The organism is Amycolatopsis keratiniphila subsp. keratiniphila, assembly GCF_001620365.2.
Taxonomy (GTDB): domain Bacteria; phylum Actinomycetota; class Actinomycetes; order Mycobacteriales; family Pseudonocardiaceae; genus Amycolatopsis; species Amycolatopsis keratiniphila.
The window spans coordinates 76,365-96,562 of sequence record NZ_LQMT02000036.1 but is presented as its reverse complement, the minus strand read 5'-3'; the positions used below and the strand labels follow the sequence as shown (position 1 = coordinate 96,562).

Here is a 20,198-nt window from a genome sequence, read left to right as displayed (position 1 = left end):
ATGACCCGGATCGCCGCATTTCTCGCCGCCGTCGCCACCGCGGCGGCGGCCTGGTTCGGCTACTCGTGGTGGGACGCGAGCCACGACGACGGCGTCGCGCGGGCCACGGTCCGCGACGAGGCCTTGCAGGCGGGCAGGCAATCGGTCGCCGCACTGACCACTTTGGACTACCGGCAGGCGGAACAGGGTTACCAGAACTGGCTGAACCTGTCCGGCGGTGCGCTCCACGAAGAGCTGGCGCGGGACCGGGAAGGCGGCCTCGGCCGGATCGGCCAGGCGAAGACCGTCACCACCGGCCGGGTCGTCGATGCCGCGGTGACCGAAGTGGACAGTGGCGGCGGGACGGCCGAGGTGATCGCTTCGGTCGAACTCGAAGTGCGGCCCGAAGGCGGGGAAGCGGTGACCAAGCACAACCGGTTCCGCGCCGGCCTGACGCGGACGCCGGACGGGTGGCGCGTCACGTCGCTCGGCCAGGTGCCGGTGACCGACACCGGAAAGCCCTGACGGAGGACGCGATGACCACGAAACGAGCCGACAAACCGGCACGGCGCGCGGTGAAGGTGGCCGGGAAGATGGGCGGGACCACCCGGGTGCTCGACGCTCCTGTCGAGGAAGTCCCCGATGATCCGGTCGTGGTTCCGGTGCGCCGGCGGGGCGCGATGGTGTTCGGCGCGGTCGCGCTGGTGATGGCGGGCCTCGCGGGGTGGTTCGCCATCGAGGCGCGGGACGCCACGGCGGCGCTGACACACAACACCGCGCTGACCGACGTCGCCACCACCGCCGAGGTCAGCGACCAGATCGGCAAGGCGCTCGGCACGGTCTTCTCCTACCGCTACGACGACCCCGCCAAGAGCGAGCAAGCCGCGAAGGCGGTCCTCACCGGGCCGGCGCTGGGACAGTACGACCAGCTTTTCGCGCAGGTGCGAGGGCTCGCGGCGGAGCAGAAGCTGGTGGTGACCTCGACTGCGGTGGTCTCGGGCGTCAAGGTCCTCGACGGGGATCGGGCGTCGCTGCTGGTGTTTCTCGACCAGACCGGTGTTCGGGGTGACGGCCAGCGGAGCACGGGGGCGGCTCAGCTGAGCGTGAGTGCGGAACGGGCCGAGGGGAAGTGGCGGGTGACCGCTTTGGCTGCCGCCTGACGTCGGGGGGCCGCCTTGGTGAGGGGTGTGTGGAAATAGGGACGTTCAACGTCCCTATTTCCACACACCCCTCACTCAACGCAACCAAGGTCCCCCAATCGCTTCCGTGAGTGACCTTCCCGTGCTGCAGCCTTGATATGACCGGGAGTTGCGCCTGGTCCGAAGGTTGCGAAAGCCACTTTCGCAAGCTTCAACGTTGCGAAAGTGGCTTTCACAACGTCGCTCGCGGCCGCTCAGCGATCTAACGTCGCGAAAGCCACTTTCGCGACCTCAGATGTCCCGAAAGTGGCTTTCGCGACACCGGAACCTTGCGGTACCGAGACGCGCCAGCGCGTGAAGGCCCCCTTCCCTCGGCTCAGCCGAGGGAAGGGGGCCTTCACGCGCAAAACCGTCAAGAAGGAGCAGCCCGCAAAGCCAGGATCATCTCGAACCGCCGCTCAGGATCCCGCAGCCCGTCCGCGAACAGCGCCTCCAGTTCCTGGGCGCGGGAACGCACCGTCTGCGGATGCACCGCCAGCCGCTCCGCCACCTCGCGGACGTTGCCACAGGTCTCCAGCCACGCCAGCAGCGTCCCTGCCAGCCGTGAATGCTGCTTGCCGGTCAGCCCGGCCAGCGGCCCGAGCCGTTCCCGGACGAGTTCGGCGGCCAGAAACGGTTCCTTGAGCAGCCACAGGCGCGAAAGATGGTCGACACACCACGTCACGGGCTCGTCCACGAGCGCGCCGGAGTCGACGAGCCGCAGGGCCTCGCGCGCGGCACGCAACGAGCGGGCCGCGAAGACGGGCGGGACCGCGGGGCCGATCGCGGCCCGCCTGCCCGCCAGTGCTTCCGCGAATTGCTCCCGTTCGTCCGGTTCCGGAGCGGGCATCAGCAGGCAGGGCGAGGTGCTCTCGAAGTCGGTCAGCGCAGCCGGCGGGGCCTCGTCCGGCGGCTGGTCGAGGGCGACGGCGACGAGCAGGTCCGGTAGTTGCCAGCGGGCGAGGTCGGCGGCGTGTTTGACGACCTCTGGCGGCGATGGGGGTTCGGCGAGCAGGAGCTCCATCAGCCGGTGCCGCCGGCGCTCGAGTGCGCCGGCGGCCTTTTCCCGTGCCTCCGCATGGCCTTCGACCGAGAGTGCCGAAAGCTCGTCGATGTAGGCGAAGATGGCTTCCGCGAGCAAGCACAGCGTGGCGGAAGGCACCCCCGCCCGGCGCCCCAGTTCGGCCATCCGGCGCCAGGTCACCCTGGCGCCCACCCGGTAGGCCGCCTGGAGGACGTCGACGTTGCGGCCCTGATGGAACTCCTGGACACCCAGGCTCACGAACACGCTCCGACGGTCCTCCGGCGGAGCCTCGGGGTTGCCAAGGCGCTCGAGGAACTGCACGAACGCCATCTGCACGCCGGTCTTGAGCGCCTTCCCGAACGCGCCGTCCAGTGGCCGTGCGTACTCGGGGATGGTCCGCTGGATCTCCCGGACCACCTCCCCGGCCGTATCGCCCAGCCCCGGCCGGAACACGGTCGCCAGTTCTCTCGGCAGCAGCGCCCAGAGCTGGACCGGACGCCCGCCCGACCCACCCGGTCGGGCGGGCGTGAGCAGCGGTCCGTACGTCGCCTCGACCCCGCTGCGGGCGTCCTGCGGTCGGGTCACCTCGTCACCTCGTTGTGAGTGGGAAACGCTGAATCCGGTCAGTCGTCGGCGAGCAGGGCCTCCGCGCGCAGCGCGATCTCCATGTCGAGCCGGTCGTCGGCGTTGTTCAACCGGTCGCCGAAGAGATCGATGAGCTGGTGCATGCGGTAGCGGACGGTCTGCGGGTGGACCTTGAGTTTCTTCGCGATCTCCGGGGCGCTGCCCCGGGACTGGAGCCAGATCAGCAACGTCTCCCCGAGCCGCGCCCGCTGTTTGGGCGTGAGGTCGTCGAACGGGGCGAGGCTGCGCGTGCACAGCTCACGGACCAGGAACTCGTCGGCGAGCAGCCACAGGGTGGACAGGTGGTCGCTGTACCGCGTGACCGGATTGTCCGGCAGGACCCCGCGCTGGACCAGCCGCAGCGTGCGGCGGGCCCACAGCAGGGAACGCGGCGCTTCGGTGAGCCGCACGGCCGGGCCGATCACCGCGCGCCAGCCGGGAAGCCGCTCGGCGAGGTCCTTCAAGTGCTTGTCCGGGTCGCCGGTGACCAGGCAGGGCTTCGGACCTTCGAAGTCGACCAGGACGTCGGCGTCCAGATCGGCGCTGTCGGGGTCCAGCGGGCCGAGCCGTCGCTCCAGCGCGACGACCGTGACCTCCGTGGGCAGTGCCCACTGTGCGTTCGCGGCGTGCGACGCGATCGACTGCGGTGAGGACGGGGGATCGGAGAGCATCAGTTCGAGCAACCGGCGCCTACGTCTCGCCCTCGTGCCCGCGGCCCGTTCCTGCGCGGCCGTGTAGCCCTCGATGGACAATGCGGAAATCTCGTCCACGTAAGCGAAAATCGCCTCGGCCGCGGTGCACAGGAGATCGGCGTCCGCTCCGATCGCCTGCCCGAATTCCGAAACGTGCCGCCACGCGACACGGCCGCCGACGCGGTACGCCGTCTGAAGGCAGTCGAGACTGCGTCCTTCGCTGAATTCGACCTTCCCGAGGTTGCGGAACACCGCCGACCATTTGTCGAGCGGCGCCGTCCCCTGACCGACGGTGTCGAGGCAGTGCAGGATCGCCTGCCGGATACCCTGCGTGATCATCTGTCCGAACGCGCCTTCCAACGGCTGCGCGTATTCGGGGACGGCTCGTTGCACCTCCTGCAGGATGGCTCGTGCCAAGGGGTCGGCCCGCGGCCGGAACCGCTCGCCCAGGTCTCTGGGCAGTGACGCCCACAGTCCATTCGCACCGGTGCTGCGCACAGGTCGGTTCTCCACTGGGGTTCTCGGTGCCGGCGTGAAGGCGCGCGGTCGCTGGACCGGACCCGGTGGCTGGCGGTGCGGGGTGGCGGGGTGGCGCACGTCGGGGTCGGGTCGTGCGGTCCGCAGATCGTGCCGCGAGAATCCGGTATCCAAGTCGGTCATGTTTTTATCCTTGCTGGCAACAAAATCAGCCTCTTCAACGGTGAAGCCGATCCAGATTTTGTGGCTCACGCAACATAAAATCCGGCCGAGAGGACTGTCAACGGCTGGCGGGAGCTTGATCGGCCACCTGGATGGACTACACCCGAACGGGTGGTCCGAACCGGCGGCGAGTGACATTTAGGCGGGCCTGAGATGGCGTCCGGATGACAACTTTTCCTGGACGTTTTCGGGCGCTTCCGCCGCCTCGCTGGCGCGGATGAGTACCTCGACGACCTCGTCCAGGCTCAGCCTGGCGGGCGCGGTCGCGGCGAGGAAGCGTTCGAGCTCGCCGGCGAACCTGGCCGGGTCGGCCACATGTGGAAAGTGTTTCGCATTTTCGAACACGGTCAATCGGCTGTCCGGCAGCACTTCCGCCGTCTTCCGGCCGTGCGCGACCGGGATGAGCGGATCGTGCGCGCCCCAGACGACGAACGTCGGCACCTCCCTGGCGAGGTAGAGCTTGTCGATCGCGCTCGCGCGCTGGCCGCGGAGGTCGATCAGGCTGCGGGCGATGAACAGGAAGGCGCGCCGCCTGCCCGGGTCCGCCAGTGACGCAAGGTGACGGGTCAGCTCGCGGGTCTCGGGGGAAAGTTTCCCGCCGAGGGCCCGGCATGCCGCGGCGAGTCCGCGTGCGATCGCGACGGTGACCGGGTTGACCGCGAGGGAAAGGGTCACTTTGGCCCCCGGCAGCGCCGTCGCGCGCAGCACCGGGGTCACCTGCGGGCCGAGCCCGGCGCTGCCCACGAGCACCAGGCGGGCGCACATCTCGGGGAACTGGTAGGCGAACTGCATCGCGATCCCGCCGCCGAGGGAATGCCCGACGATGGTGGCGTGCCGGTTCCCGGTGAGCGCGAGGACGTCGCGTACCACGCTCGCCATCGCGCCGAGGCCGTAGTCGGCCCGCGGGGCGGCCGAATCGCCGTGGCCGGGAAGGTCCGGGACGAGGACGCGGCGCCCGAATCCGCTTCGCTCGAAGTGGTCGAGCAACGGGACCCAGGTCTCGCCGCTGCCCGAGATCCCGTGCAGCAGCACGAGCGGCTCGCTCGCGGTGTCCTTTGTGGACGGAACGTATTCCCGCAGCCGGATTTCCCTGCCGTGCAGGGTCAGTGTGCGCGTTTGGAGGGCCATGTCCCGCCTTTCCGTTGTCAGGCGTCAAAATAACGTGTGGAACGGCCGGTTCGTCAGCGTGTCGCGGGACACGTCGGGCGATTGCGACCCGCGTGACAAGAATGCCGGGACCGACCCCGAGGCGGATGCCAAAAGCGGGGACGACGGGCTATTGCGCATCGACATTTTCCCACCGTCCCGGTATTCAGGAAAGCGTCGGTAAACACCCGTCACCACGGGGAGAAACGCAATGGCCTGCCGGGCGGACTTCCACGTCGAACAGCCGAGGGCGAAGCGCGCCCGCCGCGGCCTCCGCTGGGTGCTCCCCACCGTGCGGCCACCGGAACGACGAGTGCGGCGCATCAGGTCCCTTCGTCGCGCCGGTGGGCGCGCATGAGGCGCTGGGCGCGCAGGGCGAGCTGCATGTTCAATCGGTCGTCGGCGTCCCTGAGGCGGTCGCCGAACAGGTCCTCCAGCTGACGGAGACGGTTCCGCACGGTCTGCGGGTGCACGCCGAGCCGTTGTGCGATCTCCGGCGCCCCGCCACGGGTTTCCAGCCACGCCAGCAGGGTTTCGCTGAGCCGTTCCTGCTGTTTCTCGCTCAGCGAGGTGAACGGGTCGAGGCTCTGCTTGGCGAGTTCGGCGCCGAGGAAGTCTTCGGCGAGCAGCCACAGCGTGGCGAGGTGGTCCCGGCACCAGATGATCGGGCCTGGCGCGTCCTCGCCGGTCAGCAGGAGCGCGCGGCGGGCGGTGCGGAGGGCGGCCGGCGCGTCGGTGAGCGGTACGACGGGGGACACCGCCACTCGCCAGCCGTCCAGCGCGTCCTTCAGCGGGGCGAGGTCGGTGTCGGGATCCGCGGTGAGCAGATACGGCTCCGCGGTGTCGACGTCGGCCAGCACGGTGTCGTCCAGGAGGTGCGCAGGGAAGGCGGGAGCGCCCGCGGCGCGCTGGAGGGCGACCATCGCGGCGGCGCTCGGAACCCGCCAGCCCGCGCCGTCGGCCAGGCTGGCGATGCTGCAGGCCGAGCCGTCCGGTGCCTGGGCGATCAGCTCCAGCAGGCGTCGCCGCCGGAGCGGGATCGCGCCGGCCGCCCTCGCTTCCGCCTGCTGGTAGCCCTCGATCGTCGTGGCGCACAGCTCGTCGACGTAGACGAAGACGGACTCCGCCGCGAGCGCGATGACGTCGGGACCGACGCCGAGCCCGCGCACGATGGGCCGCATCGCCCGCCATGCCGCCCGCGCGCCGACGGTCACGCTGTCGTGCAACGGTTCCAGGCTCCGGCCCTCGGCGAATTCCATCCGCCCGCGCATGCGGTAGAAGTCGATCCAGCGGTCGTGGGGGAGATCCGGATCGCCGATGCAGTCGACGTAATGCCGCACCGCCCGCTCGCACGAGACGACCAGGACGCGGCCGAAGACACCGCGCAACGGCTGCGAATACGCGGTGACCGATCGCTGCACCTGCTTGACCATGGCTGCCGCGGCGTGCCCGGTATACGGACGCAGTTCTTCGCCGAGCGAACGCGGCAACGTCGCCAGCATGCCGAAACCGCGGTACTCGACCACCAAGACCACCCTTTGATTTTCTTCGAACCGGGGAGAAGAACATGAATCCGTTTACATGACCGCGTCGGATCGACGGGAACGGTGCGGGGCCGTTTGTACTGGATCGGCGGACGGCCTGTACCCCGAATGTGACGTTGAATTTGCAACGGAAAGTCGCGGGGCTCACCGAGGTGACAACGGACGGGCGTTTCGGTGTGACGTCTTTTGACACGGATGTGTCGACGGTTCTACGCTCCGTGCATTCGAGTGCGCCGGTGGCGCGCGGACGAAAGGGAATTGGTGCCCGTAATCGTCGGCCTACTTCTCAACGGGGGATCGCACACGTGACCTGGCAGCCCGTCGGCGCCCTCTGGGCGCGCCTGCCGAGGGAACTCGGCGACGCCGTCCGTCCGCGGATCCCGGCGATCGCCCGGCACTGCGTCGAAGGCGTGGTGTCCGAGATCGGTGAATGCGCCGAGGTGTTCAGCGACGGCGAGGCCCGCGCGGCGGCCGTCGAGCTGACCAGGCGCAGTATCGAACGCGCCATCGACCGGGTCGGTGTCCCCGAACTGCTGCAGAACGACCTGCTGGTCGATTTCCGCGCACAGGGGCGGATCGCGTTCCATCAAGGACTCAGTCGGGAAGCCGCGCAGGCGGCGTTCAGGGTCTCGAGCCGGGTGCTGTGGCGTTCGATCGCTTCGATCGGCCGTCAGCTCCAGCTGCCGGGCGACGTCCTCTACGGCGCGGCCGAGTGCCTCTTCGGCGACGTCGTCGAGGTGACGATGGCGCTGGCGGACGGCTACAACGCCGCGCAGGCGGAGGCGACCGGCCCCGCGGAGCAGCGGGCGCGGTTGTTCCGGCTACTGGCCGGCGGCACCGGGTACAGCCAGGCCGACGCCGGGGCGCTCGCCGTCGCCATCGGCTGGCGGATCCCGGAGCGGATCACGGCGGTCGTCTTCACCGCGTCACCCGGAGCGCCCCCGTTCCCGGCCGGGCTGCTGCCCTCGGCGGTTCCCGTCGATCTCGTCTCCGACCTGCCCGGTGCGCTGGTGGCGTGCCCCGAAGCCGACCTGAGCGGTCTGCGGGAACTGCCGTCCGGCTGGACTGCGACGGTCGGGGTGTCCGTTCCGACCGCGCAGGCCGCCGAGTCGTACCGGATCGCGCGCCGCGCGTCCGAGCTCGCCCAGCGGGGCATGATCACCACGGTCGGGCCGGTGCTGTGGTGCGAGGAGCACATCACCACGCTGCTGTTGCTCGCCGACGAGTTCCTGCTCGACCGGCTGGCGGGCGAGGCACTGGAACCGTTGTCGGGGCTGGCGCCGCGTCAGCACGACGAGCTGTCCGCGACCCTGCTCACCCAGGTGCAGACGCGGGGGAGCGCGCCCGAGATCGCCCGGCAGCTCGCCGTGCACCCCCAGACGGTGCGGGCGCGGCTGCGGCGGCTTTCGGAACTGTTCGGCGAGCGGCTGGACGAACCGGATCAGCGGCTGCGGATCGAGCTGGCGTTGCGCGCGGAACGGCTGCGCCCCGCCGACGTGTGACGGTTTGTCCACAAAGGACGGATAGATCGCGTGACTGGATGGGCGACACGTGTGATCAGACGGACGACACGCGTGTCCAGACGGACGACACGGGACCGGCTCCGGCTGCGCGTGTGTCGTCCGTCCAGTCACGCGTGTCGTCCGTCTGATCACGTGCGCCGTCCCGCCGAACACGCGCAATCGCCGAAGCGACACGGGGTCGTGAGTGGCGATTCGGGTTTTAAGCCGAATCGCCACTCACGACCTGGGCGTCAGGCGCAGTTCGACGTCGCCGGAGCGCCCGCGACCCGGTCCTTGAGGAAGGCGAGCACGTCGGCGTTCCCGGTGTAGACCGCCGTGATGTGGTCGGTCTCGAAGGTCTTCCAGGTTGTCTTCACCCCGGCGGTGCAGTAGGCCTTGTGCAACGCGTCGGCCTGGGCGAACTGCACGAGCTGGTCATGGGTGGCGTGGTAGAGGAACACCGGGACCTTGGGGGGAGTGCCGCCGAGTTTGTTCTCGTTGAGGCGTTTCACCCATTCCGGACGAACGTACCCGGCGCTGGTCGTGTAGTCGGCGATCTTGTTGTTCGCGTAGGTGGTGAGCAGCTCGAACGTGCACGCGCTCTTCTGCATCTCCGCGAGTTTCACGCGGCCGTTGTCGCTGAGGAACGAGTCCAGTTTCAGTTCGGGGTAGGCGTTGTCCAGGCCGATCAGGGCGTAGGCGAAGACCCCGAAACCGAACTTCCCGTCGAGCTGCAGGGTGACCTGGACGAGGTCGGCGGGCACACCGCCGGCGGCGACGCCGACGAGGTTCAGCTCCGGCGCGTAGGCGGGCTGAAGTTCCCCGGCCCAGGCCGCCGCCCCGCCGCCCTGCGAGTACCCGCGGAAGAGCACCTTGGCGTCGGCCGACAGTTTCGCCTCCGGCAGACGCTGCGCGGCGCGGACGGCGTCGATCACCGCCGGGCCTTCCGAACGCCCGACCACGTACGTCGTCTTCGGATCCTGGCGGTAGCCCTCGTAGTCGGTGAGAGCGACGGCGTACCCGGCGTCGAGCGCGTCGTCGAGACCGGACTGCTCGTAGAACGCGCCGATGTCGATCATCTTCGACGGCGTGCAGTCGAACGCGGGACCGTGCGTACCGGCGGCGAACGAGACGATCGGCGCCTTCGCCGGGTCCACGTTCTTCGGCACCAGCACGGTCCCGGTCACCGCGTCCGGCTGCCCGAGCGCGTTCGTCGACAGGTACATCACCTGCCACGCGTTGACGGAATCCTTACGCGGACCGGCTTTCGAGACACGCGAGCGGATGATGTCACCCGGTTTGCCCGCTGGGAGCGGTGAAGGCGGAGTGTAGAAGGAGTCGTCGGACGCCGCCGGGACGGCGGAGCTCGCCGGGCTTCCGGTCAGCACGGTCAGGAGACCCGCGGACAGGACGATCGCCAGCGCGACGGCTAGCGCCCGGCGGGACGGACGGGGGAACGGGGTCGGCACGGCCGGGCCTCCAGAGCGGATGGATGACTGAATAGATGTCGCGAAAGCCACTTTCGGGACATCCGATGTCCCGAAAGTGGCTTTCGCGACACCGTTCGGACTTCGTGGTCGGGGGATCAGGCGTTGCCGCCGTAGACCTGGCGGCAAGTCGTGGACTCGGTGAAAGCGAGATCCAGTTCCGGGTTGGTGCGCAGGTGCTTGATCGGGCCTTCCGGCTCGCTCAGCCCGCTCATCGTGCTGTCCGCGTCGGCGACGACCTTCTGCAGGCTCGCCTGGTCGGTGACCTTCGCGTCCTGCATCCGGGTCAAGGTGGCGGACACCTTCGACTTGGTCTCGCCGAGTGTGGTGGTGGCCTTGTCCACGGCGGACTGTCCATCCGGGACCGGCGGCACGCCGGCGTTGCGGATCCCGCCCGCCATGTCGTCGAGCGCGGCGGACAGCGAGTTCAGGAAGCTCACCATGGCGGTCTTCGTCGCCTGCGGGTTGCCTGGATCGAACGCGGGCGGCTGGGACAGCTTCGCCGAGCCCGTCGCGACGCCCGAGCACACCTTGTCCACCCACGCGAGCGCGGCCGGGTCGGCGTGCCTGCCCGCGTCGGCGGGGTCGTCCGGCCCGCAGGCGGTCAGCAGGACCGACGCGGCGGTCACGGAGACGGTGGCGAACGCGATTCGCGCTGCCGTGCGGCGCATTCTTTTCATGGTTTCCCCGTCGAATTCGGCGAAAGAGGGCCTGCCCCGGCGCGACGAGCGGGATTCCGCGATGGTCGGCGGCGACCGGCTTGCTGAACCGCGAGGTTACTCACGAAAGAATCGGGCAGGCAAGGCAGGTGACGGGCGGAAAAGGCGGATTGGCATGCGCGAGATAGTTTTCCGGGGTGCGATTGTCACCCTCGTCAGCGGTTCGGCGAGTGGCTTGATCCGGCTCTGAACTGGGGAAACCCATGTGTCGCTACTAGGAACACCCCCGGCGCACCGTGCCAGCGTGACAATTTACCGGTGGCGCGTCAACTTTTCCGGGGAAGCACTTGATAGCGGTGCGGACGCGTCGTTAGTTTACTGTTCGGTTGCGATCCGTCAGACATCGTCGCTACCCGGAGAATTCTCCTGGGCCGATATTCATTGCTCTGGGGAATTGTACGCCGTTTCGTATCATCGTTGATACCACGGAAGGACGATCGTGAGTCACCGTAGAGGAACCAAGAAGGCGGTCGCCGCCGCCGCTGCCGGTGCCGTGGGGCTTGCCACCGCGGTACTCGTGGTCGGGGCACAGTCCAGTGTCGCCGATCCGATCTCGCTCCCGCTCAACTATCACTGCAACCTGCCGCTCGTGGGGTCGCAGTCGCTCAAGGTGGTGATCAACACCGATCTCCCGCTGTCGGTCAAGACCGGTCAGCCGACCGGCACGTTCGACATCAAGGCCGTCTCCACGATCAACGCGGACACGGTCAGCGGGCTCAACCTGATCGGTGCGACCACGCTGGAAGGCCAGGCCATCGCGGCGGCGACCGTGGCGGCGCCGGGGCTCAACCTCCCGGTCAAGGTCCCGAACGACATCGCCAAGCAGAACATCCCCACCTCGGGCGAGATGACGGTCAACGCGGCGGGCAAGACGCCTTCGCTGACCTTCAACCAGCCCGGCGAGGCGAAGATCACCGTGGGTGACATTCAGCTGAAGGTCACCCCGCGCAAGGCCGACGGTTCGGTCACCGGCATCACGCCGGACGGCACGATCGACGCGCCGTGCACGCAGGATCCCGGCCAGAACAACACCCTGGCCACGATCAAGATCGGTGAGGGTGGTGGCGGCACGACCACCCCGACCACACCCACCACTCCGACCACGCCCACCACCCCCACGACGCCGACCACGCCGACGACTCCGCCCACCTCCACCCCCGGTGGCGGCGGAATCAAGTACGCGTTCGGCATCAAGGGACAGACCGCGCTGAAGTCGCTCGGCAGCACGGCGGCGATCAACGGTGGGTTCGACGCGGACGTGGACCTCGCCTCGAAGACGTTCACCGGTGACCTGAAGCTCGACCCGTCGTCCACCCAGTTCAAGCTGTTCGGGTTCATCGACGGCCGGTCGGAGATCAAGGTCGAGCAGGTCGGCAAGCAGTCCGGTGAGCTCGTCGGCACCGGGTTCAAGGCGCACATCAAGTTCAACGTGTTCCTGCCGAGCGTGCAGATCTTCGGGATCCCCATCAGCACCGACCCGAAGTGCGGCACGGTCAGCCCGTCCACCAGCGAGATGACCACGGGGCCGGACTTCGACCTGCTCAAGGGCGGGAAGCTCACCGGCACCTACTCGCTGTCCGCGCTGCAGAACTGCGGTCAGCTGAACGACTGGATCAGCGCGTTCGCCAAGAGCGACGGCAACACGCTGGACCTGAACCTCACCAAGAAGTAAGTCAGCAGCCGGTCCCCGTCGCCTCCCGCGACGGGGACCGGTGCCGTTTTCGGGAAGGCGACCATGCCCCTTCGTGCCAACGTCCGGATGCTGCTCGCGGCGGGCCTCGTCGTGCTGATCACCGCCGGCTGCCTGCTGTTCGTCGCCGTCCGCAGCGCGGCGGCCGGTACGCCGGTCGACAAGAAGCTGTCGTTCACCTGCCCGTTCCCGCTGATCGGGCTGCAGAAGCTCGATGTGAACATCAAGGCCGACTTCGAGGTGCCGACGGCGCCCGGCGGCACGCTCACCACCTCCGGGCTGACCATCACGGTGACCGTGCCGGACAAGGCGGCCCGCGGGCTGAACCTCGTCGGCGCCACCACCATCGAAGGCACCGCGGCGGCGGGCGTGACACTGGTCAACGGCGACGCGAATCCGCTTCCCGTACGCATCCCGCTCAACGTCGCGAAGACCGATCTCCCGCCGTCCGGCACGTTCGCCACGGTGGCGACCGGCTCGGTCCCCACCATCACGCTGGCGAAACCGGGCAAGACGACGCTGACCGTCGGCGACTTCACCACCCGTCTCACCCCGAAGAAGGCCGACGGTTCCTTCACCGGGCTCGGCTCGTTCACCTCGGACTGCACGCTCGACCCCGGCCAGGACCCGGTCCTGCTGTCCTTCGAACTCGGTGACAAACCCGCGGGACACCGGTACGCGGTCGCCGGGAAGACCGGCATCAAAGCCCTCGGTGCCGCGGCGCCGCTCACCGGCACCTTCGACCTGAGCCCCACCGCGGCCACCGTGTTCAGCGGCGGCCCGGTGTTCGACAAGGCGCACGCCGACTTCCGGCTCTTCGGCTTCCTGCCGGGCACGGCCGATCTGGAGTTCGTCGCCGATGGACCGCAGGGAGGTGACCTCGACGGCCCCGGTTTCGTCGCGCGGTCCCGGTTCACCACCGTGCTTCCACTCGTCACGCTCGTCGGCATGCCGGTCAGCACTGGGCCGTCCTGCCGGACGTCGGCGCCCTCGACGGCGGAACTGCGCACCGGTGACGGTTTCACCATGGCGAAAGGCGGCGCGCTCGCCGGCACCTACTCGCTCGCGCCGCTGACCGGCTGCGGCGCGTTCACCTCGTACGTGAGCACCCTCTTCCAGGGAGACGGCAACACCTTCGAACTCGCACTGACCCCACGCCAGGCTTAGTGGTCGCGCTGGTCGTAACTGGCGCGGTTGAAGTACGTGAAGGCCCCCTTCCTGTAGCTAGGCGCAAGGATGGGGGCCTTCATGTACTTGGGGATGGCGTCCTTCACGCGCGGCAGGCCCTGAACGCCACTCACGACCACCTTTACCGAAGCCTGACAGGGACATCTGTTTCCACCACCACCGCAGTAGTCGGCCCGGCGGCGGGTCCGGTTCCCGCCGCCGGTAATCTGCGTCGCGACACCACCAGGGACACCTGTTCCACCACCGAGGAACCATCGGTGAAACCTGGGAGTGCCACGAAATGACGATTTCCGCGCCGGAGGCCGCCGTCCGCACGGTGGAGCTGACCGTGTCGGGGATGACCTGCGCCGCTTGTTCGGCGCGGGTGGAACGCACGCTGAACAAACTCGACGGGGTGCGCGCGTCGGTGAACTACGCGACCGAGCGGGCCACCGTGCAGGTCCCCGGAACGCTGGCCGACGACGTGCTCATCGAGCGGGTTCGCAAATCCGGCTACACGGCGGAGATCCGCGGCGACGAGGATCCGGACACCGGTTTCGCGCGGGTCCGGGATCTCCGCCGTCGGCTGGTCGTCGCCGCGCTGCTGGCGATTCCGCTGGGGAACCTCTCGATCACGCTCGCCCTGGTGCCGCGGCTGCGGTTCCCCGGCTGGGAACTGCTGTGCCTCGTGCTGGCCGTGCCCGTCGTCTTCTGGTCCGCGCTGCCGTTCCATCGCGCCACGCTGCGGAACCTCCGCCATCGGTCGTCCAGTATGGACACCCTGGTCTCGCTGGGCGTGCTTTCGTCGTTCGCGTGGTCGGCGTGGTCCGCCTTCGCCGGCGGCACCGAACCCGGCTACTGGATCGGCTTCGGCCCGACGGCGGCCGGTGCCGACGCCATCTATCTCGACGTCGCCGCCGGAGTGACCACCTTCCTGCTGGCCGGGCGGTACTTCGAGAGCCGGTCCCGGCGCAGTGCCGCCGGACTTCTCGCCGCGCTGGACGCCTTGGCCGCCAAGGACGTCCGGGTGCTGCGGGACGGAGCCGAGCGGATGGTCCCGATCGGCGAACTGGCCGTCGGTGACCTGTTCGTGGTCAAGCCGGGGGAGTCGATCGCCGCCGACGGCGTCGTCCACAACGGACTGTCCACTGTGGATGTCAGTGCGGTGACCGGTGAACCGGTGCCCGCGGAGGTCACCACCGGGGACCGGGTCATCGGTGCTTCGGTGAACCGGGACGGCAGGCTCGTCGTCCGCGCGACCGCGGTCGGCACGCATACCCAGCTGGCCCAGATGACCGCGCTCGCGGAACGCGCGCAGGCACGCAAGGCCGCGGTGCAGCGTCTGGTCGACCGGATCTGCGCGGTGTTCGTCCCCGCCGTGCTCGGCGTTGCCGCTCTGACGCTTGCGGTCTGGCTGCTCGGCGGGGCACCCGCACGCGACGGGTTCGCGGCGGCCGTCGCCGTCCTGATCATCGCCTGCCCGTGCGCGCTGGGGCTCGCGACGCCGACCGCGCTGATGGCCGGGGTCGGTCGCGGCGCCCAGCTCGGCATCCTCATCAAGGGGCCGGACGCGCTCGAGGCGAGCCGCACGGTGGACACCGTCGTGCTGGACAAGACCGGCACCGTCACCACCGGGAAGATGACCGTCACCGCGTGCCGTCCCGCCGACGGGTTCACCACCGGCGAGCTGCTGCGGTTCGCCGGGGCCGTGGAGGCCGGTTCGGAGCACGCCATCGCGACGGCCGTGGTGACCGCGGCGCGGGCCGAGCTGCCGGACCTGCCCCAGGTCGAACGCTTCACCGCGCTGCCCGGGCTCGGCGCGCAGGGTGAGGTCGAGGGGCAAGACGTCGTCGTCGGCAACGCGCGGTTGTTCGCCGATCGAGGGATCCCCTGCGACTTCACGGTGGCGGACGGCGCGACGGCGATCCTCGTCGCGGTGGACGGCCGGGTCGCCGGGCAGCTGGAGGTCCGGGACGTCGTGAAGCCGTCGGCACCGGCCGCCGTCGAGGCCCTGCACGCGCTCGGCCTGCGGACCGTGCTGCTGACCGGCGACAACGAAGCCGCCGCGCGTGTGGTCGCGGAGGAGATCGGCGTCTCCGACGTGCGCGCCGGGGTGCTGCCCGCGGAGAAGGCCGCGGTCATCGAGGAACTGCGGGCCGGGGGAGCGCGGGTCGCGATGGTCGGCGACGGGATCAACGACGGTCCGGCGCTGGCCACCGCGGATCTCGGCATGGCGATGGCGCGGGGCAGCGACATCGCGGTCCGCTCCGCCGACATGGTGCTGGTCCGCGAAGACCTGCGCGTGGTCCCCGACGCCATCCGGCTCGCCGATCGCACGCTGCGGATCATCCGGGGGAACTTGGCCTGGGCGTTCGGGTACAACGTCGCCGCGATCCCGCTGGCCGCGCTGGGCCTGCTGAACCCGCTGATCGCCGGGGCGGCGATGTCGCTGTCCTCGGTGCTCGTCGTGTCCAACAGCCTCCGGCTCAAGGACTTCCGACGCGCCGCGTGACACTTCCGGGTGGTTTTGTACCATCGCCCCTCGGAACAAGGGGGCCTTCGTGAAGCCGTTGAACACCGGCGAACCCACCGGCGTGGGGCGCTACCGGGTGTTCGCCGCGCTCGGCGAGGGCGGGATGGGCCGGGTACTGCTAGGGACCTCCTCCGACGGGCGCCTGGTCGCGATCAAGCAGGTCCATCCCGGTTTCGCGCAGGACCCCGGCTTCCGCGAGCGATTCCGCCGCGAGGTCGAAACCTCCCGCCTGGTGTCCGGCGCGTACACCGCACCGGTCATGGACGCCGACCCGAACGCGCCGACGCCGTGGCTGGCGTCGGTGTTCGTGCCGGGGCCGGCACTGTCCGAGGCGGTCTCGGCCGGCGGTCCGCTGCCTCCGGTGGCGGTCCGGCATCTCGCCGCGGGGCTCGCGTTGGCGCTCGGTGACATCCACCGGGCCGGGCTGATCCACCGTGACCTGAAGCCGAGCAACGTCATCCTCACCGGTGACGGTCCCAGGGTGATCGACTTCGGTATCGCCCGCGCCGTCGAAGGCGACTCCGAACTCACGCATACCGGCGCCGTCATCGGTTCGCCCGGGTTCATGTCGCCGGAACAGGCCGAGGGCAAGCCGCTGACCCCGGCGAGCGATATGTTCTCGTTCGGCGCGCTGCTGGTGATGGCCGCGACCGGAACGAATCCCTTCACCGGGACGTCCACCCCGCACACCTTGTACAACGTCGTCCACGTCCACCCCGATCTGCGGCATCTCGCGCCCGAGCTGCGGCAGATCGTCGAGCCGTGCCTGGCGAAGAACCCGGCGGACCGGCCGTCCCCGGCCTGGGTACTGGAGCGGCTGGGCCCGATCCCGCCGATGGCAGGCCCGTGGCCGCCGGTGGTGTCGCACCTCATCGCGACGCAACAGGCCGAGGTCCAGCGGCTGCTGAACCCGCCACCGCCGAAGCGATCCCGGCGTGGCCTGTACGCCGGAATCGCCGCGGCCGCCGTTGTGCTGCTCGTCGGCGGTGTCGTCGCAGCGGTCTCCTTGTCCGGGGACGATCCGCCGCCGGTGGCCGTCGCACCGAGTTCGCCGCCGCAACCGGACGAGCCGATCACCACCCCGGTCAACCAGGATCCACTCGGCCCGGACAACCTGCGCCGGGTCGACCTGTGCAAGGTCCTGAAAGGCCGCGACGTGCCCGGGTTCGGCAAGCTCAGCACCAAGATCGACATGCAGTTCGACTCGTGCACGTACTCTTCGCCCGACGGCAAATGGCTGGAACTCGCGGTCGGCGGAGACCTGGTCGAGGGCGAAGCAGGCGGCGAGCTGGAAGGACTTCCGTCGCGGATCAAGGGATCCGACGACGCGTGCGCGGTCGCCGTCCCGGTCTCCGGCCTGCCGAACACCAAACTCACCGCCGACGTGAACTCGATGTCCACAAAGGACGCGGCGTGCTCGGTGGTGAAGGCCGCGCTCGCCGACGCGGTGAAGCGGATCCGGGCAGGCGGCCAGGAACGCGAGCTCCCCGCCGGGACCCTGGCGCCGCTGGACCCGTGTGCGCTGGTCGGCCCCGTGACCACGGACCGGCTGATCGGGCCGGTCGTCGAAACGATCCGCGAACATCTGCACCAATGCCGGTACGACGCGGCGGGCAATGTCCGGCTGAGCCTGGTGCGGGCGTACCCGCCGTCCCAGTCGAAGGACTCGTACTACACGGGGACGGCCACCCTGGATCTCGGCGGTGCCACGGTGTACCTGGCGAAGAAGGACGACGGCGTCGCCCGTTCCACCTGTTCGCTGACCTGGCAGCATCGGTCCGTCAGCGACCGAGACGGCGAGAACGTCGAGCTCACCGTCGGGACCAGTGGTACGAAGATGACCGCCGACGAAGCCTGCGAGAAGGCCAAGGCCTTCGCCGGGGTGCTGCTGCAGAAACTTCCGAAACCCTAGGGCTGGTCAGTGAAACCGTTGAACCCCGGCGAACCCCGGCAGATCGGCCCGTACCGGATCATCGCCGAACTCGGCGAAGGCGGGATGGGCCGCGTCGTGCTCGGGCTCGCCCCGGACGGCAGGCTCGTCGCGGTCAAACAGCTGCACGCCCAGTTCGCGCACGACCCGCGCTTCCGTGAACGGTTCCGGCGCGAGGTCGCCACGTCGCGGCTGGTCTCCGGCGCGTACACGGCCGCGGTCATGGACGCCGACGCGGAAGCGGAAACCCCGTGGCTCGCCTCGGTCTTCGTCACGGGACCGTCGTTGAAGGAGGCCGTGGACGCGGCCGGACCGCTGCCCGCCGAGTCGGTGCGGCTGCTGGCGTCCGGGCTCGCCGCGGCGCTGACCGAGATCCACCGTGCCGGGCTGATCCACCGGGATCTCAAACCCAGCAACATCATCCTGACGAGTGACGGCCCGAGGGTGATCGACTTCGGCATCGCGCGGGTGGCGGAGGACGCGCAGGACCTCACCGGGACGGGCGCGATCATCGGCTCGCCCGCGTTCATGTCCCCGGAACAGGCGGGCAGCGGGCAGATCACCGGCGCCAGCGACGTGTTCTCCCTCGGCGCGATCCTGGTCATGGCCGCGACCGGCCGCGGCCCGTTCACCGGCCCGACCGCGCCGCAGACACTGTATAACGTCGTGCACGCCGAGGCGGATTTCAGTGCCGTCCCGGACGAGATCCGGCGGGTCGCCGAACCCTGTCTGGCCAAGGACCCGGCACGACGGCCGACCCCGGAACAGATCCTGGACTTCCTCGGCCCCGTGCCGCCAGGTATGGCGCCCTGGCCGCCCGCCGTGCACGCCCGGATCCGGCAGCAGGACACCGAAGTGCGCTCGGTGCTGGCCCTGCCGCTGCCGATCTGGCGGCCGCCGCCCAAGAAGATGGCGCCGCGGACGAAGAAGATCCTGTTCGGCTCGCTCGCCGCGGTCGTCCTGCTCGTCGTCGCCGGGATGGTCGCGCTCGGCCTCGCCATCGCCGAGCACGCCAAACCCGAGAATCCCGGAGTCACCTCGCTGTCGGCGAACGATGCACTCGCCGCGGAACGCCTGCGGCTGGTGGATCCGTGCAAGGTGCTCGCCGGCCGGTTCGTGCAGGAATTCGGCACCCTGAAACCGGAAACGGGCCCGATCTACCCGGCGCGCTGCAAGTACACCGGGCTCAAGGGCGTCAGCTTCGAACTCCGGCTCGGCGAAGGGGTGAGCACCAGCAGCGTCGAACGGACGGACCGCACGGCCGAAGGGCTGCCGTTGCTGCGCAGCACGATCAGCGGCGGCTGTGATTCGGTCGCGCAACTGCCGGCGGACCGGCGGCTCGGCGTCGTCGTCTCCCATCCGGGGCGGGAAGGCGATCCCTGCAAGGCCGCCGACGACATGCTGAGCGCCGCGCTCACCCGGCTGCGCACGCACGAGGTCGACCGTACGGGTGATCCGGCGAGCATCCTGCCGCTCGACCCGTGCACGGTCGGCGACCCCGCTGTGCTCGGCAAGGCGATGCCCAACGCGCAGCCCGCGCCGCGGACACTGCGGATCTGCGAGTGGGTGGGCGGCGGGGACACGCTGACCGTCGAGTTGCAGCGAGGCGCCTACGTGCCGGAGGGATCGCCGGTCGATCTCGGCAGCGGTGTCACCGGTGACCTGCGGGAGTTCGGCGGTTCGAACTGCGCCGTCACCTGGCAGCATCGTCCGCTGCCGGACCGCGAGGCCGAACACGTCGCCGTCCGTCTCCTGGCGCGCGAGGGGAGCGGAAGCCCTTGCGACCGGGCGAAGGAGATCGCGGGCTCGATCGCCTCGCGGCTGCCGGGACCTTGAGCTTCGCGGAAAGGGAACCCCCTGTGAGGCCTCGGAAACGGGGTCCGCTAAGCTATCCGCAGTACGAACGAAACACCACGCGCGTTTAGCTCAGCGGGAGAGCGCTTCCCTGACACGGAAGAGGTCACTGGTTCAATCCCAGTATCGCGCACCAGGTTCGCTTCCTCCGGTGGACCGAAGTTCGTACCACGGGCGATTAGCTCAGGGGGAGAGCGCTTCGTTCACACCGAAGAGGTCACTGGTTCGATCCCAGTATCGCCCACCGCACTGAAGGCCCCACCCGACGCCGGGTGGGGCTTTTTCGCGTCTCGTGAGTGGACTTACCGGAGCGCGCGGGCGGTGTCGCGCGGTCGACGTTGCGAAAGCCACTTTCGCAACCTTCAACGTTGCGAAAGTGGCTTTCGCAACCCTTCCCCCAGGTCTGGCACCTCGCGAAGCGGGCAAGGCG

General features: G+C 69.4%; 14 protein-coding genes and 2 tRNA genes. 10 read left to right on the top strand and 6 right to left on the bottom strand.

Annotation, left to right across the window (positions count from 1 at the left end; all coding sequences use genetic code 11):
* Nucleotides 1-504, top strand: a complete 504-nt coding sequence (locus AVR91_RS33420) for a hypothetical protein (protein ID WP_063274377.1) — start codon at nt 1-3, stop codon at nt 502-504.
* 11 nt (nt 505-515) lie between these two features.
* The gene (locus AVR91_RS33415; RefSeq protein WP_143254191.1) at nt 516-1,139 is read left to right on the top strand and encodes a hypothetical protein; all 624 of its coding nucleotides are present in this window, start codon (nt 516-518) and stop codon (nt 1,137-1,139) included.
* 391 nt (nt 1,140-1,530) lie between these two features.
* On the opposite strand, the gene AVR91_RS33410 is transcribed toward AVR91_RS33415, so the two are convergent.
* The 4 genes from AVR91_RS33410 to AVR91_RS33395 all read right to left on the bottom strand — a co-directional run bounded on the left by AVR91_RS33410 (nt 1,531) and on the right by AVR91_RS33395 (nt 6,877).
* A complete protein-coding gene (locus tag AVR91_RS33410; protein ID WP_063276690.1) occupies nt 1,531-2,766 on the bottom strand; it encodes a PucR family transcriptional regulator in 1,236 nt (411 codons plus the stop codon).
* A 38-nt stretch (nt 2,767-2,804) separates the two neighbouring features.
* On the bottom strand, nt 2,805-3,995 hold the full coding sequence (locus AVR91_RS33405; protein WP_016335166.1) for a helix-turn-helix domain-containing protein: 1,191 nt from the start codon (nt 3,993-3,995) through the stop codon (nt 2,805-2,807).
* 339 nt (nt 3,996-4,334) lie between these two features.
* Nucleotides 4,335-5,324 carry an alpha/beta fold hydrolase gene (locus AVR91_RS33400; RefSeq protein WP_063276689.1) on the bottom strand — a complete coding sequence of 330 codons (990 nt, stop codon included), beginning with the start codon at nt 5,322-5,324 and terminating at the stop codon, nt 4,335-4,337.
* A 341-nt stretch (nt 5,325-5,665) separates the two neighbouring features.
* Nucleotides 5,666-6,877 (bottom strand): PucR family transcriptional regulator, encoded by a 1,212-nt coding sequence (locus AVR91_RS33395; protein ID WP_143254190.1) that lies wholly within the window; start codon nt 6,875-6,877, stop codon nt 5,666-5,668.
* 314 nt (nt 6,878-7,191) lie between these two features.
* Between AVR91_RS33395 and AVR91_RS33390 the strand changes: the two genes are divergently transcribed.
* Nucleotides 7,192-8,388, top strand: a complete 1,197-nt coding sequence (locus AVR91_RS33390) for a helix-turn-helix domain-containing protein (protein ID WP_063276688.1) — start codon at nt 7,192-7,194, stop codon at nt 8,386-8,388.
* 251 nt (nt 8,389-8,639) lie between these two features.
* Here the strand turns inward: AVR91_RS33390 and AVR91_RS33385 are convergent, their stop codons facing one another.
* Both AVR91_RS33385 and AVR91_RS33380 read right to left on the bottom strand, forming a co-directional pair.
* A complete protein-coding gene (locus AVR91_RS33385) occupies nt 8,640-9,857 on the bottom strand; it encodes a lipase family protein (RefSeq protein WP_063276687.1) in 1,218 nt (405 codons plus the stop codon).
* A gap of 116 nt (nt 9,858-9,973) precedes the next feature.
* Complete coding sequence (locus AVR91_RS33380; protein ID WP_016335161.1) at nt 9,974-10,546, bottom strand: hypothetical protein; 573 nt, start codon at nt 10,544-10,546, stop codon at nt 9,974-9,976.
* Nucleotides 10,547-11,033: 487 nt separating this feature from the next.
* On the opposite strand from AVR91_RS33380, the gene AVR91_RS33375 reads away from it, so the two are divergent.
* The 7 genes from AVR91_RS33375 (at nt 11,034) to AVR91_RS33345 (ending at nt 20,012) form a co-directional block, all read left to right on the top strand.
* Entirely contained in the window at nt 11,034-12,266 is a 1,233-nt protein-coding gene (locus tag AVR91_RS33375; RefSeq protein ID WP_063276686.1) for a DUF6801 domain-containing protein, read from the top strand.
* A 63-nt stretch (nt 12,267-12,329) separates the two neighbouring features.
* Nucleotides 12,330-13,451, top strand: a complete 1,122-nt coding sequence (locus tag AVR91_RS33370; protein ID WP_063276685.1) for a DUF6801 domain-containing protein — start codon at nt 12,330-12,332, stop codon at nt 13,449-13,451.
* Nucleotides 13,452-13,752: 301 nt separating this feature from the next.
* The gene (locus AVR91_RS33365; protein ID WP_063276684.1) at nt 13,753-15,963 is read left to right on the top strand and encodes a heavy metal translocating P-type ATPase; all 2,211 of its coding nucleotides are present in this window, start codon (nt 13,753-13,755) and stop codon (nt 15,961-15,963) included.
* A gap of 49 nt (nt 15,964-16,012) precedes the next feature.
* Entirely contained in the window at nt 16,013-17,896 is a 1,884-nt protein-coding gene (locus AVR91_RS33360; RefSeq protein WP_063276683.1) for a serine/threonine-protein kinase, read from the top strand.
* 9 nt (nt 17,897-17,905) lie between these two features.
* Nucleotides 17,906-19,750 carry a serine/threonine-protein kinase gene (locus AVR91_RS33355; RefSeq protein ID WP_063276682.1) on the top strand — a complete coding sequence of 615 codons (1,845 nt, stop codon included), beginning with the start codon at nt 17,906-17,908 and terminating at the stop codon, nt 19,748-19,750.
* A gap of 79 nt (nt 19,751-19,829) precedes the next feature.
* Nucleotides 19,830-19,904 (top strand) — tRNA-Val (locus tag AVR91_RS33350).
* A gap of 36 nt (nt 19,905-19,940) precedes the next feature.
* Nucleotides 19,941-20,012: transfer RNA gene (locus AVR91_RS33345), tRNA-Val, on the top strand.
* Nucleotides 20,013-20,198 lie beyond the last annotated feature (186 nt).